The organism is Bacteroides graminisolvens (assembly GCF_963666085.1).
GTDB lineage: Bacteria > Bacteroidota > Bacteroidia > Bacteroidales > Bacteroidaceae > Bacteroides > Bacteroides graminisolvens.
Map to the genome: position 1 here is coordinate 1,260,738 of NZ_OY762556.1, position 17,978 is coordinate 1,278,715.

Genomic DNA, 17,978 nt, shown 5'->3' on the forward strand with positions numbered 1-17,978 from the left:
GGTTTTAACCTTACCTTTTTTTGTACCCAAACAAATAAAGAAGGCGTCCTTTTGAGGACGCCTTCTTTATATATAGGACAATAGTCAGTTCTTATTCAACTGTTTTATCAGCCTTCTTGTTCATCATCATATAAGCAATTGGCGAAGCAATGAATAATGACGAAAGAGTACCGATCACAACTCCCAGAATCATTGCGAACGCAAAGCTTCTGATAGAATCGCCACCCAGAACAAAGATACATACCAATACAATCAAAGTAGTTAATGATGTATTGATGGTACGAGCCAGCGTAGTGTTCAATGAGTCGTTAAACAAAACTGTTTTATTTCGTTTGGGGTACAGACCGAAGAACTCGCGCACACGGTCAAAGATTACCACCTTATCATTGATTGAGTAACCAATTGCAGTAAGGATTGCACCGATAAAGGTCTGGTCAATTTCCAGAGAGAACGGAACAATGCCCCACAATAACGAGTAGGCTCCGATAATCATAATGGTATCACTCGTCAAAGCAACAACAGAACCCACACTGTAGGCAATGTTACGGAAACGCAGCAAGATGTACAGACCGATTGCTACAAGTGATAATAATACAGACCAGAAGGCTGATGTCTTGATGTCGTCAGCAATACTTGGACCTACTTTCTGAGAACTTACGATACTTCCACCTGTGTGGTTATCACGGTCGATGAATGTTTCAAGCGTAATGTTCTGGGTAAGTACCGGCTTCAATGCTTCATACAAGTAAGCTTCGATTTCAGTATCTACAGAATTTGAATCATCATCAATGCGGTAGTTGGTACTGATACGCACTGTTTTCTTATCTGTTCCAATGGCAATGACACTTACAGTTGCATCTCCAAATTTCTGTGAAATCAAACTACGAATCTGTTCGGGTTCTACTTGTTTTTCGAACTGAACTTTAAAGTTTCGTCCACCCGTGAAGTCAATACTCTGGCTCAATCCTCTGATAGCGAACGAACCGATACAGATAAGAAGAATTACGCCTGTGATGGTTAATGACTTCTTATTGTTACCCATGAAGTTGAAGCGGGTAGCCACCAACAACTTCTTAGAAATATTGGATGTAAAGGTAAGGTTCAACAGTTTGTCTTTGTTCATGTAGTGTTCGTAAACTATGCGAGTCATGAACACAGCTGTAAAGAATGAAACCAAGATACCTATAATTAAGGTAGTAGCAAAACCACGAATAGGTCCGGTACCGAAATTAAACAGGATTACACCGGTAATAATAGATGTTAGGTTTGAGTCGAAGATAGCAGAGAACGCATTTGAATATCCATCGGCCAACGCTTTTTTCACTCCCTTGCCGTTCTTTAATTCTTCTTTTGTTCTTTCATAAATAAGCACGTTCGCATCAACCGCCATACCTAGTGAGAGTACCATACCCGCAATTCCTGACATGGTAAGTGCAGCCTGGAAGGACGAGAGTATACCCAGTGTAAAGAAGAAGTTTAGAATCAGTGCTCCGTTGGCAATCATTCCGGGAATGAATCCATAAATAATGCACATGAAGACCATCAGCAATACAAGTGCTACTGCAAATGAGAAGATACCTGCATTGATAGACTCTTGTCCCAATGACGGACCGATAATGTCTTCTTGTACAATGTGTGCGGGTGCCGGCATCTTACCAGACTTCAACACGTTAGCAAGGTCTTTTGCTTGTTCAGGAGTGAAGTGACCGGTAATTTGTGAACGTCCGCCAGTGATTTCAGAGTTAACGTTTGGAGCAGAATATACGTATCCGTCAAGAACAATGGCAATTGATTTACCAATGTTTTGTTTAGTCAACAAAGCCCATCTTCTGGCACCGTCTGTATTCATTTCCATGCTTACAGCAGGTTTTCCCCATTGGTCATATTCATCTTTAGCATCATTCACAACATCACCTTCCAAAGGTGCTTTGCCGTTTCTTTCAGTTGACTTGATTGCATATAACTCAAAAGTCTGTGCTTTAGGATCAAACTCAGCGGCAGACACACCCCATTTCAAGCGTAGCTCTTTAGGGAAGTCGTTAAGCACGGCTTGCATAGCAAAATATTTGTTGATTTCGGCTGTATCTTTGTAGTGTGCATAACCAACAATCGGGCCTTGGCCTGAAGTATTAAACTGAAGAATAGCTGCTAACGGATGTTCTTTCTTAATTTGCTCTAGGTTCGCATTAGCCGTTGCATCTGTTGCTTTGTCGGTTCCTTTCAGGGCTGCGGCTAAACTGTCGGCAGCACTTTTGGTTTTTTGTGCAGCTACAGCCTCTACTTTAGGAGCTTGTTCTGTAATTGCAGAATCTGTTGCAAGCGTATCATTGGGCATAGGTTCGTTAGAAAGTATGCTTTTGATTTTGGCATCGGCAGTTTGCAAATAAGGAATGATTTCTTTGGCATCATACGTTTCCCAGAACTCCAGGTTGGCAGAACCTTGAAGAAGTTTTCTCACACGTTCGGGCTCTTTAATACCGGGAAGCTCAACCATGATGCGTCCCATCTTGTCTTCCAGACTCTGGATGTTAGGCTGAACAACACCAAAACGGTCAATACGGGTACGAAGTACGTTGTATGAGTTATCAACTGCGGCTTTAACTTCTTCTCTTAATACTTTTTCAACTTCAGCATCAGAAGATTTTTGGTTAACCTTGTCTTTTAATTGCTGTGTAGCAAATAATTCTGCGAGTTTTGCGTTTGGTGCCAGTTTGCGATACTCCTTAACAAACGAAGTAATGAAGTCATCTTGACTGGTTGCCTGTAACTTTGTAGCTGATGCCAACGCTTTGTTGAAAGCTTCGTCTTGTTTGTTATCAGCCAACGCTTTAACTACATCGGCTACAGAAACTTCCAATATCACGTTCATACCACCTTTCAAGTCAAGCCCTAAGCTGATCTCCATTTCACGACACTGTTTCAGCGTGTAGTTTTTCAACCATACTTTCTCATTTGATAGCGAGTCAAGGTAGTTTTGCTCCAGCTTCACGTCTCCTTTCGCATACTCCTTTGCCTTATTGGTGTAGTAGCGGGTAACGAAGGAGAAAGAGAGATAGAACACACATACCAATGTGAGTAAAATCGCAAAAACCTTAACAAATCCTTTGTTTTGCATTGTACTTTTAATTTATAGATTACTTTTTATATTAATTTCCATTGTATATAAGGCTGCAAATATAGCTTTTTTTTCACATTAAGGTATATCTGGGGGTAAATATTTGGTCTAGGAAGGCTAATTTACCGCTTTTTTTTCTTCTTCTGATAGCGTTCTGATTGTCTTTATCACTTATTTTAAATAGAAAATTGTGTCGGTTTAATAGTTGGCTGGTATATAAAATAAGCCTCCGGAATGCAATTGATTCCGGAGGCTTAATCTCTTAATGATATATTCTTTGATTATTTCATTCCGCGGTTTTTCAGCATCGCATCGAGCTTAGGCTCTGCTCCTCTGAAGTTTTTATAAAGAGTCATTGGGTCTTCGCTATTGCCTTTTTCCAGTACGTTACTTCTGAATAAGGAAGCCGTCTTCTGATCGAATATGCCGTGTTCTTTAAAAGCTTCAAAGGCATCTGAATCTAATACATTTGCCCATAGGTAGCTATAATATCCGGCTGCATATCCTCCTATTATATGATTGAAATAGGTAGTGCGGTAGCGGGGAGCAATTTCGGTAATTAAACCTAACTTGTTCATTGCTTCTTTTTCATAAGCCACTACGTCGAGTCCTTTTACATCCTTTAGGTTATGCAGGTTCATGTCTAGAATAGCCGCCGCTAAAAGCTCGGTGGTCATGAAACCTTGGTTAAATGTTTTTTGCTTTAAAAGTTTGTTGATCAAAGAATCGGGCATGCTTTCGCCTGTTTTATAATGCTTAGCATACATCTTCAACACTTCGGGTTCTGTAGCCCAATGTTCCATGATTTGGGAAGGAAGCTCAACGAAGTCTCTTACAACATTAGTTCCTGATATCCCGGCATAGTTACATTTGGTGAGAAGACCGTGTAGACCGTGTCCAAATTCATGGAAAAGGGTTTCCACTTCGTCAAGTGTTAGCAAAGAGGGCGTATCACCTACCGGTTTGGTAAAGCTACCTACGTTGCATACCAGCGGGCGGATGTTGCCGTGTTGTTCTCTGTAGTTGCTCATCCATGCACCCCCACTCTTGCCTGGGCGTGGGAAATAATCAACGTAAAATACACCCAAGTGTGAACCGTCAGCGTCTTTTACCTCAAATACTTCCACATCGGGGTGGTATACAGGGATGTTTTTCAACGGTGTTAACGTGATGCCATAAAGTTTATGGGCTACATCGAAGGCACCTTGACGAACATTTTCCAGTTTAAAATAAGGTTTGGTTTCTTCTTCATCCAGGTTGTATTTCTCTTTACGCAGTTTCTCTGTGTAGTACCACCAATCCCATGCTTCCAGTTTTTCATTCTTTCCTTCTTTGTCCATCAGCTTTTGCAGCTCGGCTGCTTCTTCTTTTGCTTTAGGAAGTGAATATTGCCACAAATTATTCAGGAAAGCCATTACTGTTTCTGAGTTTTTGGCCATGGTATTGTCGAGCACAAAGTTTGAATAGCAGTCGAAACCAAGCAATTGTGCTTTCTCCAAACGCAGACTTACAATTTGAGTGATAATCTTTTTGTTATCGTTTTTGTCATTGTTATTTCCTCTGTTTATATAAGCTTTATACATCTTCTCACGCAAAGCTCTGTTTTCCGCGTATTGTAAGAAAGGCAGGCGACTGGCGTTATGTAAAGTGAAAAGCCATTTTCCTTCTTTGCCATCTGCTTTAGCCTCTTGAGCAGCACTTTCACAAAACCAATCGGGCAAACCAGCCAGATCTTCTTTCTTATCGACAACGAGTTTGAATGAGTTGTTTTCGTTCAAAATATTATTGCTGAAAGTAATGCCAAGGGTTGATAGTTCTTTGTTTATCTCTCTTAAGCGTGCCTGTTTCTGGTTGTCGAGGTTAGCTCCGGATCTCACGAAACTTTTGTATGTTTCATCCAGAAGTCGACTTTGCTCTGTAGTGAGTTTAGCAGTTTCTTTTTTCTGATATACTGCATTTACTTTCTTGAAGAGAGCCTGATTCAGGTAAATATTGTCATTGTGATCAGAAAGAACAGGTGCAATCTTTATGGATAATTGAGTTAGTTCATCAGTGGTTTCTGCATCGGTCATGTTGAAGAAGATGGCACTGACTCTCGATAGGATCGGATCGCTGTTATCGAGTGCTACAATTGTATTCTCAAAATCGGGCTCTTGCTTGTTATCAATAATAGCCTGAATGTTTTGGTTTTGTTCTTCAATACCTTTTTTGAAGGCAGGTTCATAGTGCTCAATCTTTATTTTGTCAAAAGGCGGAGCACCAAACTCGGTTTTGAATTCCGAGAAGAAAGGATTGCTATCTGTTGAGGTAGCGCATGAGTACATCATAAAACATGTTGTTAAAATGAATACTGTTTTCTTAATTGTCATAGTTATTGCTTTTTATAGTTATTCTTTAGATATATAGCACCAAATGGGGTAGTGATCGGATTCTTTTATGGACCGATCTACAGTACAATTATATGCTTTCAAATTCTTACTTAGCAATATGTTGTCAATGCGAAAAAAGAATTTGTTTTGGTTGTAAGACACACCGAAGCCTCTTCCCGACTCAGTAAAGGCATCGTTTAAATTACGCGCAATGATTCTGTGGACGTAAGAAATAGGAGTGTCATTGAAGTCACCACAAACAATAACATATTTATGCTGCGAACTGTTTATCTCCTCTTCAATGGCTCTTGCCTGCGGAGCACGTATAGCAGATGCTTCTGCTAATTTCTTGATTAATTGTCGCAGTCCGTTTTTTACTTTGTCTGCTTCGGGTGATTTAATCATCTCTTCGTAGATAACTTTGTCTTCTTTGGTCAGCTTATTTGACTCCAGATGGTTGTTGATCAGTGTGACTGTGTCTTGGTCTATTTTTATCTCATAGTTTACCGACCCGTTGTATGAGCTTTCGTAATGAAGGACTCTTGAACTCAATATAGGATATTTCGAATAACAGGCTATTTTGTTGGAGCTGCTTTTTTCTCCGACGTTTAGTATATTCTTATATTTATATTCTTTCAGTGCTCTATCAATCATTCGTTGCGTAAGCAAACTCCGATCTGTTGTTGCGTTATACTCCTGCAAACAAATAATGTCGGCCTCGCTGTCTTTTAAGTAATTGAGTATCTTGTTTTCTCCTTCTTCCAGTCTCAATCCGTTGAACCCCATGACATTATAAGATAACAGTTTAATGCTTTTAGGAGGGATGGAGTCCGACTGAAAATTAATAGGCATGTAGGTTCTTATTTGGGGGTAACAGAATAGAAAGCCCACTAAAGGAAGAATTGCAAATTTGTATTTCACAATAAGCCAAAAGAATAAGAAGCAACAGTTCACTAAGATGAATATGGGGAAAGTAAGTCCTAAACAAGATTCAATAGGATGTACATCGGGCGTAATATGCGGACTATATGCCGAGAGCCATAAAAGAGCAATGAAGAGCAAGTTTATGGCTAGAATAAGATAGGATACGTATTTTCCTATGTGCTTCATCCTTTATCTTTTACTGGCATCAAATAATTTTTTCTTTTCTTCCGTAGTCAGACTATCGTAGCCCGACTTTTTGAGCTTATCCAAAATCTGATCTACTTCATCTGATTGTGCTTTCTTATTTGCGTTGTAATCGTAATCTTGTTTACGTCCGTAATGCACTTTCATTTTAGGTTTTCGTTTACTTGCACTGAAAGGCTGCTGAATTTTGTCGATAAGAAAGTTGATCCAGAAAGAAATATCTGTCCCTCTTTTTAAGGAAGCTGCAAACCATATACCGGCCAATGCTCCTCCTAAATGTGCGAGATGTCCCCCTCCATTATCAGATGTAATAAAGAGAAGGTCTGTCAATACAACAAATAAAGCGATGTATTTTAAGCGGACGGTTCCAATAAAAAGTAAGTTTATCGGGTAGTTGGGCTCTCTGTAAGCGGTAGCAAGAACAATGGCTAATACAGAAGCCGATGCTCCTACCATGTTTGAAAAAGGTATCAGTTCACGAAAATAGGGGAAGATGTTGTATGATGCGATATAAAAAAGTCCTCCCAGAAGCCCTCCCAATATATAAAGTCCTCTTAAGTGCTTGGATGAAAAGAAAATCAGAAAGAGTTTGCCAAACCAGTAAAGCCATAACATGTTGAACAAAATGTGAAAAAAATCAGCATGCATGAACATATAAGTAAGTATAGACCATGGTTTTACCAGCAGATTATCCAAAGAAGCCGGCAGAGCTAAAGCGTCAAATATACCACTAATCTCAACCTTGAATAAACGGAAAACGACAGTCAAGAGCGTTATTGCTACAAATAATGCAACATTAATAAAGATAAGTTTGGCAGTAACGTCTCCTCTTTTATAGAAATCTTTTATTTCAGAAATAAGTTGTCCCATTGCGATCTTTTTTCTTCCAGTACAAAATAAATAATAATCCAAACAACATTCCTCCCAAATGAGCAAAATGTGCTACATTATCATTGGGGTTGTTTGCAAATCCTGAATATAGCTCAATTAACGCATATCCTGCAACAAAGAATTTTGCTTTAATGGGGAAGGGCAATGGAAAAATAAACAAAGACTGATTGGGATAGGTCATTCCAAATGCCAGCAAAATAGCGTATACGGCACCAGAGGCTCCTACCGTTCTCATCAAATTCAAGTATTGATCCATCGGGATAATAGCCGTGCCAATGTTAACACTGTTGTAGGCAGAGAGTGTCATTTCATATTCTATGAATTGAACCACTTCTTGAATAAGTCCGGCACCAACACCGCATGCTATATAGTAAAAAAGAAATCTTTTAGGTCCCCAGGTCTCTTCAAGTATTCGTCCGAACATCCAGACTGCAAACATGTTAAAGAAAAGATGGCTGAAGCCTCCGTGGAGAAACATATAACTGAATAGTTGTACCACGTTAAAGTGATCGGCCATAAAGAAATGCAGTCCCAGGTAGTCACTCAAATCTATTCCATAACTTTCGGCAACAATTCCTCCAAAGAAGAATAACAGGTTGATTATTATAATGTTTTTGGTTATTGTAGGCATCATTTAGCTCTTTAAATAGGGTTCTTACTATTACATTCGGCAACAAAAATACGAATTAATTCTGTTCTATAGCAGTTTTTTAAAATCCTATTCACTATTTTTCAATCTTTTCTGCGTTTTTTCTAAGTTTTTATTTGATAATTTAATTTGTTACTCTATATTTGTGAGGTATTTACGGATATCTTTTGTGTAATATATATTAATTAATCATTTACGTATTATGAATAAGGCTGAACTTATTAGCGCTATTGCTGCAGAATCTGGGTTAAGTAAAGCAGATTCTAAGAAAGCTCTCGAGGCTTTCGTTTCTTGTGTGTCTCAATCTTTGAAAGACGGTGACAAAGTTTCATTGATTGGTTTTGGAACTTTTTCTGTAAGTGAAAGAAGCGAAAGAACCGGAATTAACCCTTCTACTAAGGCTACAATTACTATCCCGGCAAAGAAAGTTGCTAAATTTAAAGCAGGAGCTGAATTGTCAGACGCCATTAAATAAATAGCGTGTAGGAAGAAATGGAAGGAGGCGCATATTACGTCTCCTTTTTTTTGTATCTTTGTGCCAGAAATAAAATGGATATGAATATAGAGAATAAACTTTTAACAGCTGTAGTGCACGGTATAAAGGCTTTATATGGTCAGGAAGTGCCTCCCTCACAAGTACAATTGCAAAAAACAAAAAAGGAGTTTCAGGGCCACTTAACTTTAGTCGTTTTTCCGTTCCTGAAACTTTCAAAGAAAGGACCGGAACAGACGGCGACTGAAATAGGTGAGTATTTGAAGACAAACGAACCTGCAATTGCTTCTTATAATGTTATTAAAGGATTCTTAAATTTAACGATTGAGTCGGCTGAATGGATTGCTTTGTTGAATGCCATTCATGCGGAACCAGCATACGGTATTGTTGAACCGACTTCGGATTCGCCCCTTGTGATGATTGAATATTCATCTCCAAACACAAATAAACCCCTGCATTTAGGACACGTACGTAATAATTTGTTAGGTAACGCTTTAGCTAATGTAATGCAAGCCAATGGGAATCGGGTCGTTAAAACAAATATAGTAAACGACAGAGGTATCCATATCTGTAAGTCCATGCTTGCCTGGCAAAAATACGGCAACGGTGAAACTCCCGAAAGCTCAGGGAAAAAAGGTGATCACCTAGTGGGTGATTATTACGTGGCTTTTGATAAACATTATAAGCAGGAAGTTGCTACTTTAATGGAACAAGGTATGTCCAAAGAAGAAGCTGAAGCGGCATCTCCACTCATGAATGAAGCGCGTGAAATGCTTGTGAAATGGGAAGCAGGTGACCGCGAAGTGCGTGACTTGTGGACTCGGATGAATCAGTGGGTGTACGAAGGATTCGATGAAACGTATAAGAAACTGGGCGTTTCATTTGATAAAATATATTATGAGTCAGAAACTTATCTGGAAGGAAAAGATAAAGTACTGGAAGGTTTGGAGAAGGGCTTTTTCTACCGAAAGGAAGATGGTTCTGTTTGGGCTGACTTAACGGCTGAAGGACTCGACCACAAGTTGCTGCTCAGATCCGACGGTACTTCTGTTTATATGACTCAGGACATTGGAACGGCTAAATTACGTTTTGCTGATTATCCTATCAATAAGATGATTTATGTAGTTGGCAATGAACAGAATTACCATTTTCAGGTCCTTTCTATTCTGCTTGATAAACTAGGTTTTGAATGGGGTAAGGATCTTGTTCACTTCTCATACGGAATGGTAGAATTACCTGAAGGTAAGATGAAATCACGCGAAGGAACAGTTGTTGATGCCGATGATTTGGTTCAAGAAATGGTTCTCACTGCCAAAGAAACTTCGCTTGAATTGGGTAAACTAGAAGGTTGTACTGAAGAAGAAGCCAATAATATTGCTCGCATTGTAGGAATGGGTGCATTGAAGTACTTTATACTTAAAGTTGATGCGCGCAAAAATATGACCTTTAATCCGAAAGAGTCTATAGACTTCAACGGTAATACAGGACCTTTTATTCAATATACTTACGCTCGCATTCAATCAGTGCTTCGTAAAGCGAATGAAGCAGGTATTGTTTTACCGGCCAACTTCACGGCTTCTATCTCTTTGTCGGAAAAAGAAGAGGGACTTGTTCAGATGGTGGCCGACTTTGCCAGTGTGGTAAAAGAGGCGGGTAATGATTATAGCCCTTCAATCATAGCGAACTATACGTATGATCTGGTCAAAGAGTACAATCAGTTCTACCATGATTATAGCATTCTTAGAGAAGAAAATGCAGACGTTAAACTGTTTAGACTTGTACTTTCTGCCAATGTGGCTAAAGTAATACGTCTGGGTATGGGATTGCTTGGTATTGATGTTCCTAACAGAATGTAATTTTACCTGATACAATAAGAAAGCCCGGCTCAAACCATAAGTGAGCCGGGCTTTTATTATATAATAGTATACTGCCGTTATTTCTTTTTAGAGGCAACAGCTTTTTGGGTTGCAGTCTTTTTGGTCGCTACTTTCTTAGTTGCTGCTTTTTTCTTAGCGGCCTCTTTCTTAGCAGCTTCCTTCTTCTTGGCAGCTTCCTCAGCCTTTTTCTTTTTAGCTTCTGCTTTCTTCTTATCAGCTAGTGCTTTTTTAGCTAGCTTTTCCTCTTCTTTGGCTTTCCTAGCCGCTTCAGCTTTGCTCGCTTTGGTTTCTTTTTCAGTGCCGGCCAATTCGGTTTTTGATATCTGTAACTGAATGATATCCAAACAAGTCTGGTAGTTCAGGTCCTTTGGTTCTACACCTTTAGGGATTTTGTAATTGTTTCCTTTCTGTGCAATATAGGGTCCGTAACGTCCGTTTAATACTTCCAACACAATTTCATCGCTTCCATCTTCTTTGAATTGCTTGATGATTCTTTCTGCCTCGGCCTTGCGCTTTTTCTCAACCAAATCAATTGCTTCCTCTAAGGTCAGTTCCATAGGGTCTATTGTCTTCGGAATAGATACGAATTTGCCATCGTGTTTAACGTAAGGACCAAATCGTCCTTCGCCAACAACAAGTGTTTTTTCTTCGTATTCCCCTAGCGTTTTGGGCAATTTGAATAACTCAAGGGCTTCTGCCAATGTGATGGTTTCAATGGACATGCCCTTTTTAAGTTGTGCAAACTTAGGTTTATCATCAGATTCAGTCGCTCCAATTTGAACAATAGGACCGAAACGACCTATTTTTACGGCTACCGGAAGACCTGTACCCGGTTCTTCTCCCAAGATGCGTTCACCAATTCTGTATTCAGTTTTGGCAGCCAATGTTGACTCAACTGATGTGTGGAAACCTTTATAAAAGTTCTTCATAATGTCTGTCCACTTCTTTTCTCCTTCTGCCACTTCGTCGAATTCTTTTTCGACAGTAGCGGTAAAGTTGAAGTCCATGATTTCAGGGAAGAATTCCGTAAGGAAGTCGTTAACCACAATGCCTATATCGGTGGGGAATAGCTTGTTCTTTTCGGTACCTGTTACCTCTTTTTCTTTTCTTTCAGCGACTTTACCGTCTTTCAATGTAAGAATGTTATATATTCTATCCTCACCCTGACGGTCTGTTTTTTCCACGTACCCTCTTTGCTGTATGGTAGAGATAGTAGGTGCGTAAGTTGATGGTCGGCCAATACCCAATTCCTCTAGCTTCCTGACCAAACTGGCTTCGGTGTATCTGGGAGGACGTTGAGTGAAACGTTCCGTAGCAAGTATTTCTTGAGATTGCAAGGTTTGTCCTACGGTTAATGGAGGCAGCAAACCGCTTTCGTCTTCTCCCTCGTTCTCATCATCACGAGATTCTTTGTAGATTCGTAAGAAACCATCGAACTTAATGATCTCACCTGTGGCGATGAATGATTCGGATGAGTTGCTTATGCTAATGCTAGCCGTTGTTTTTTCCACTTCGGCATCGGCCATCTGTGAAGCGAGCGTACGCTTCCAGATCAAGGCATATAGTTTTTTCTCCTGAGCTGTTCCGTCTACCTTTTGGTTTTCCATGTAGGTGGGACGAATGGCCTCGTGGGCTTCCTGCGCTCCTTTACTCTTGGTGGTGAAGTGTCTCGTTTTGACATAACGTTCGCCCATCATTTGCGTAATGGCAGCTTTACTACCCTCAATGGCATATTCAGATAGATTTACCGAGTCGGTACGCATGTAGGTTATCTTACCCGATTCGTACAGCTTCTGTGCCACACTCATGGTTTGCTTTACCGAGAATCCCAACTTTCTGGCTGCTTCTTGTTGCAGAGTAGAGGTGGTGAACGGTGCCGCCGGACTTTTTCTTAAAGGTCGCGTATTGATGTCGTCAATTGAAAAAGATGCATTCTGGCATTCCTGCAAGAATTTGCGTGCTTCCTCTTTCGTTTTGAGTCTTTTACTTAGTTCCGCTTTCATTTCAACCAGTTTCCCATCGGCATCGGGCACTAGGAAAGTGCCCACTATGCGGTAAGACGCTTCTGCATTGAAATTTTGTATCTCACGTTCACGTTCCACAACCAATCGCACGGTAACCGATTGTACTCTACCGGCAGAAAGACTTGGTTTTACTTTTCTCCATAAGATAGGAGAAAGTTCAAAACCCACTATTCTGTCGAGCACCCTGCGCGCCTGCTGTGCATTCACCAAGTCAATATTGATGTCGCGCGGGTTCTGAATAGCATTTAAAATGGCTGTTTTAGTAATCTCATGAAATACAATTCGTTTGGCTTTTTGTGGCGTTAGTTTAAGTACTTCATACAAATGCCATGAGATGGCTTCCCCCTCACGGTCCTCATCGGATGCCAACCATACAATCTCTGCATTTTTGGCTTCTTCTTTCAATTCATTGACGAGTTCTTTCTTCTCGGCAGGTATTTCATAATTAGGTTCGAAGTCTTTTTTGATGTCTACACCAAAGTGCTTTTTCTTTAGATCTCTGATGTGTCCATAACTAGAAAGGACTTTATAATCTTTTCCTAGAAATTTTTCTATCGTCTTCGCTTTGGCCGGTGACTCAACTATGACAAGGTTTTTCTGCATGCTACTTTTCTTTAAGAGTGGACTAACGTCTTGGTATTTGCCCGCAAAAGTAGAAAAAACATCTTTGTTTCACCTTATAATAAGGTGATAATCTGATTTTTTTTGCAAAAAAAGACTTTTTTTACCGTTCGTAACTAGAATTTGAAATTAAATCCGCCTATAAAGCTGAATGTCTCGGCCGGGTAGCAACAGTAATACTGGTTATCTGAATTCAAGATGTTATCAAACTGCGCATACAAAGAAATCCCTTTATATAAGTTATATGCAACACCCGCGTGCAGGTTGCTGATGTTTGGCATACTATACTCTAAGCTATTGATGGATGCAGTTGCTCTGTGCATATAATGATAGCCGGCGTTCAGACTGAGTTTTTTAGTGACCTTCACACTACCATCTGCCGAGAATTGGAATCTTGGCTTCTGGTTGATAAACTCTTTGCTGCTATCGCTCCACTTATAGAATTCTGCAAGGGTACTAAAGCTAAAGATGTCTTTGTAGTCGTATGTCAATGCAGCACCTACTGTCATTGCTTTGGTTTCTCCCTGAGCAAATGTGATGGTGCTATCGGGCTGGCAAATGGGTGAGATGTCATTCGCTACAATGTTATACCCTCCAAATAAGTTGAACCATAAACCTTCCGTGGGGCTTGCTTTGAAACCCACTTTGGCGTTTAACAAGTTGTATGAGTCGAACACGCGGGCAACATTCTCCGGAGTCGAATAAAGATGAATCTTTTCAGTAGTACGGAAATCATTTAAAGTCTTACCACCTTTGGCTTGCGCATAGAGTATATACGAATCCGTAATCAGATAATTAACCTCTAAGTCGGGTGACATGCGCACTCCTTTATCGAATCCGAAAGAAAGATCTACGTTTGCACCAACTCTTAACTTCCAGCTATCGTTGGCATATTCATAGAAAGGATTCATCTGCAAGGAAGTATAATCTTCGGCTTGGCTGTTATAGAAAAAGTTATCCATTTGCATGGCTATGCTGATGCTCTGAAGATCATCTATTTGTCCTTTTACCATTGCTTTAGTACGTGCAATGGTTTCTTTTACGGCTTCTCCGTTCACACTGTATTTCTTTCCGAAGGTGAGCAGATTGGTTTCTGCAGCGAAACTGAACGGCCACGTTTCATCCGTTGATTTCACTCCGATGTGAAGTTCACCTGCTGTGTGCTTCTGTTTATCGGTCGACAAGTTATTCATCAGCGGGTACAGGTAGTTAAAGTTTGCCTGCTGCAAGCGTCCCGATAAATCAAAATCAACCTTATTGAATTGATGCAGGTAATCAAAACCTCCTCCGGCACGGTAATAGCGTGCCTTCCAGTCACCGTCTTCTGCCCGGTAGAGATTGGCGGGGCGGGTGAGTGTTTCTTCGAATCCGTCCATACCGCCATGCACAGTGAGTCGGTCCTTGGGCGACAGATAAAAAAGATAATTCACCTGTGCATCCACTTTATTGTTATTGCCTAATCCTAACCGTGCATAACCTTGCGAAGGCTTTTCTTTTTCCTCTTTACCGACATAAATGCCCATGCTGGGTTTAGGAATGGCCGGATTGCTCACTGCCGACTTATCATATTGAATCTGCTTTTTGGTAACCGTAGGTTCCTCAATGGCAGGTAAGATATTTATTTTAATGGCATCGTTGATGTCGGGGTTATACTCTTGCTCCACCACAACAGTTCTGTTTAGGGTCGTGTCTTTCTTTGCAACATTCTGAGCAGTTGCCACGCTTGCCATCCAAACGAGTGAGCCGGCTATACCAACCTTAATGAGCGCTCTTGATACACATATATTATTAGTCATATTTCCAGTATTATTTTAGTTTGTTCAAACGAGATTCAATCATCCCCTTAATGTCATCATTTGCTTGATAGTTCTGTTGAAGGCTCAACAGATACTGACGGGCATCCAGCTTTTTGTTTGTAGCCATGTAGATGTCCGAGAGCAACACAAAACCTCTTGCCAGCCAATAGGTGTGCGGAGTGCTTTGGTCAATGAAGTCGAGTATCTCCTTTTCGGCAGCTGCATAGTCTTTTTGGTCGAACAAGATCTGTCCTACCAGGTATTTGGCTTCAGCTCCGTAAACGTTACGCGTATCTTTTGCCAGCGTTTTCAAATCATTCATTGCATTACCGTCGGCCTTTTGATTCAAATATGCCTTGGCTCTGTAGTAAGTCACCTCGTTCTTCACCTCGGGTGTTATCTTTTCTTCAACAAGTAACGAAGTGGCGGCATGAATTACGTCGGCATCGTTCTTTGTCTTATACGCCGAGCGGATGATTCCGATCTGTGCCGTGAGGCGATGGCCTGCTGAGCCTGCATGCGCTTTCAGCTGCTTGTACAATGGCAATGCTTCGGCATACTGTTGACGTTTGTATAGCAATTCGGCACGCATAACAAGAGCCTCTTCCGTAAAACGGCTACCGTTCAGCTCCAAGATGCGAGCTGTATGTGTCAACACCGCCTCTTCATCATTTTGTTCTTGTCCGATTTGGGCCAAGTAATAATGAGCATACTCCCGGTAAGCTCCTGCGGGGAATGATTGAAGGTACTTCGTGAAACTCTCTTTGGCCTGAGGAATTTGTTTCCTAGTGAAAATCCTTTCGGCGGCAATGTAAGTCAGTGAATCTTGCTCGTTCACATCAAAGTGAATGTCGCCGGGCAGGGAAGATACCACTGCTGCAAACTCATCTACTTTGTTAATGTCCGTATAGATAGACTTCAAATCACGCAAGGCTAGTTTTGCTTCTTCACTGCCCGGATATTGAGTTGCCACCAGCTTGTAAGCCTCAATGGCCTGACTGTATTCCTCGTTTTGATAATGAAGGAGTCCTATTTCGGCAGCAGCTTTTCGGCTCAGCGCATTTTCGGGGAACTTGTTGGTCAGTTCACGGAATGCATTGATGGCTTGCTTGTTGTTGCCCAATTGAACATAAGAACGCCCTTTCTCATACAACCCGTTAATGACGTATGGTGACTCGGGGTATTGTTCCGTTAATTGGTTGAGCAATGTAATTTTGCCATTGTAATCCTTTTGCAGTCCGGATACCAGTGCCAGTTGGTAATAAGAATAGTCGGCCGAAGCGCCACCCATGCTTCTGGCCTTGGCGTAATATTGTTTGGCCGCATTGAAGTTACGAACATGAAAGTTGCAGTCGCCCAAGCGGTTGTTGGCGTCGGCCAATGTGCTTCTGTTCGTTGCCTTCTCCAGTTGCATATACTTGGTGAACCAGCTCTCGGCTTGCTGATAGTTTTTCAGATTAAAAGCAATGTACCCCAGATTATAATGAGCCAGCGTGTACATTTCACTTTGTCGGTTGGCAGTTAAGTCAAGGAAACTACGGAAATTGTCCGATGCACTCTGGTAACGTTGCGTGCGGTAATCAATTTCGCCTTTCCAATACAAAGCCTCCGCTTTTGTTTGCGCGTTATACTGTCCTATTTGAATAGACCTGTTGAGGTAAGCCGAAGCCTCATCGTACTGAGAATTGGCAAAAGCCTGCGTACCCAGCTGGAACAAGATTCTTTGTTTGGCTTCCATGATTCGTCCGCCGGGTGCACTGATTCGTTCTATGGATTTCAGCGCAGCTTCATAGCTTCGGGTACTCATGTACACATCAATGAGGTACTCGCTGACCTTCTCGGCATAAGTTGATTGAGGGAACTGATTCAGGAAATTTTCAAAAGCGGTAACCGATTCGCCGAATCCCGAGAAAGATGTTTCATGAATGGTTAAGGCATAGTTGTAAGCAGCTTGCTCCTTCGTTTTCAGGTCGGCATTAGAACGCGCCGCTTGTTCAAAAGCCATGCGCGCCTTGTTCTTATCGGCCAGTTGCAGATAAGCAAAGCCCATGTGCAGGTAAGCGTTCTGAGTCAGGGCATCATCGGCAGTGGTTACCTCGCCCAAAGTAGAAGCCGCTTTGGAATACACATTGGTGTGGAAATAAGAGAGCCCCAGCATGTACAAGGCATCCCTGCGAGGTGCACTGACGCTGCCGGTGTATTTCTCGAATGCCTGAATGGCCCGATGATAATCGCCCGTTTGATAGTATGTCTCTCCCAAAATGCGCTGCATCTCCTCACTGTAACGGCTGGTTGGATAGCTGCTCAGGTAATTCAGTGCTATCTCCTGCGCCGATGCATATTGTTTTTGCAACAAATAAATTTCGGCAGTATAATAAGGAGCAAGCTCTTTGTACTTCAGGTTGTTGCGAAGCGAAAGGAATCCTTCGAGTGCCTCGTCATATCTTTGTTGTGTATACCTTATATAAGATATATAATAGGTGCAGTCGGCCTCATACTTGCTGCTTGTTTCTTTGAGCGTTGCAAACCAGATGGCTGCCTCTTTACTGTTTCCTGTTTTCATGTAAGCAATTGCCATGCGGTACAGCATGTCGGCCCTTTCCGTATCGGCCAGCTTCTCCAGATTTGATGAGTTATAGAGTGCAAGCGCTTCATCATACTTTTCTTCAAAGAAGTAGTTCGATGCAATCAGCGCGTAAACTCTGTATGCGTATGGTGAATCGGGATTACTTTCCAGGTAATTTCTCAAGATAGCCGTACTGTTTTTGTCTTTCAGTTCGTAGGCCGAGCAGGCAATCATATATTCAACTTCCGGAGTAAAGGTTGATTCGGGATACAACCGGAGGCAGTCTTTTAAAGGAATCATGGCAGCGGCATAATTACCTTCGGAATAGAGGTATTTGCCTTCTTTGTATGGTGGTGAAAACGTAATACTTTCGTTACTTTGACCCATTACAGTTACGGGAACCGTACAAGCCACCAGAGATATAATCTTGATAATATTCTTTTTCATAA

9 protein-coding genes and 1 pseudogene are annotated in these 17,978 nt (G+C 41.2%); 2 read left to right on the forward strand and 8 right to left on the reverse strand.

Translation table 11 applies throughout. From position 1 onward, the window contains the following. Positions 1–91 precede the first annotated feature (91 nt). The 5 genes from secDF to ACKPCE_RS05070 all read right to left on the reverse strand — a co-directional run bounded on the left by secDF (position 92) and on the right by ACKPCE_RS05070 (position 8,134). Positions 92–3,115 (reverse strand): protein translocase subunit SecDF, encoded by a 3,024-nt coding sequence (secDF, locus tag ACKPCE_RS05050; protein ID WP_319504419.1) that lies wholly within the window; start codon positions 3,113–3,115, stop codon positions 92–94. 281 nt (positions 3,116–3,396) lie between these two features. Then, positions 3,397–5,484 (reverse strand): M3 family metallopeptidase, encoded by a 2,088-nt coding sequence (locus tag ACKPCE_RS05055; protein WP_319504420.1) that lies wholly within the window; start codon positions 5,482–5,484, stop codon positions 3,397–3,399. A gap of 18 nt (positions 5,485–5,502) precedes the next feature. After that, complete coding sequence (locus tag ACKPCE_RS05060) at positions 5,503–6,594, reverse strand: endonuclease/exonuclease/phosphatase family protein (RefSeq protein ID WP_308764700.1); 1,092 nt, start codon at positions 6,592–6,594, stop codon at positions 5,503–5,505. Positions 6,595–6,597: 3 nt separating this feature from the next. Next, a complete protein-coding gene (locus ACKPCE_RS05065; RefSeq protein ID WP_024996070.1) occupies positions 6,598–7,482 on the reverse strand; it encodes a rhomboid family intramembrane serine protease in 885 nt (294 codons plus the stop codon). Next, the gene (locus ACKPCE_RS05070) at positions 7,463–8,134 is read right to left on the reverse strand and encodes a rhomboid family intramembrane serine protease (RefSeq protein ID WP_308764838.1); all 672 of its coding nucleotides are present in this window, start codon (positions 8,132–8,134) and stop codon (positions 7,463–7,465) included. Before ACKPCE_RS05070 ends, ACKPCE_RS05065 begins: the two co-directional genes overlap by 20 nt. A 220-nt stretch (positions 8,135–8,354) precedes the next feature. On the opposite strand from ACKPCE_RS05070, the gene ACKPCE_RS05075 reads away from it, so the two are divergent. Continuing rightward, positions 8,355–8,627, forward strand: a complete 273-nt coding sequence (locus ACKPCE_RS05075) for an HU family DNA-binding protein (RefSeq protein ID WP_024996072.1) — start codon at positions 8,355–8,357, stop codon at positions 8,625–8,627. Positions 8,628–8,707: 80 nt separating this feature from the next. Further along, complete coding sequence (argS, locus tag ACKPCE_RS05080) at positions 8,708–10,501, forward strand: arginine--tRNA ligase (protein ID WP_319504421.1); 1,794 nt, start codon at positions 8,708–8,710, stop codon at positions 10,499–10,501. Positions 10,502–10,836: 335 nt separating this feature from the next. Here argS and topA read toward each other — a convergent pair. The 3 genes and pseudogenes from topA to ACKPCE_RS05095 form a co-directional block, all read right to left on the reverse strand. Continuing rightward, positions 10,837–13,149: pseudogene (gene topA, locus ACKPCE_RS05085) on the reverse strand (type I DNA topoisomerase); the annotation flags it as partial. A 134-nt stretch (positions 13,150–13,283) separates the two neighbouring features. Continuing rightward, positions 13,284–14,963, reverse strand: a complete 1,680-nt coding sequence (locus ACKPCE_RS05090) for a TonB-dependent receptor (RefSeq protein WP_319504422.1) — start codon at positions 14,961–14,963, stop codon at positions 13,284–13,286. A gap of 10 nt (positions 14,964–14,973) precedes the next feature. Continuing rightward, positions 14,974–17,976 carry a tetratricopeptide repeat protein gene (locus ACKPCE_RS05095; RefSeq protein WP_319504423.1) on the reverse strand — a complete coding sequence of 1,001 codons (3,003 nt, stop codon included), beginning with the start codon at positions 17,974–17,976 and terminating at the stop codon, positions 14,974–14,976. Positions 17,977–17,978: the final 2 nt, after the last annotated feature.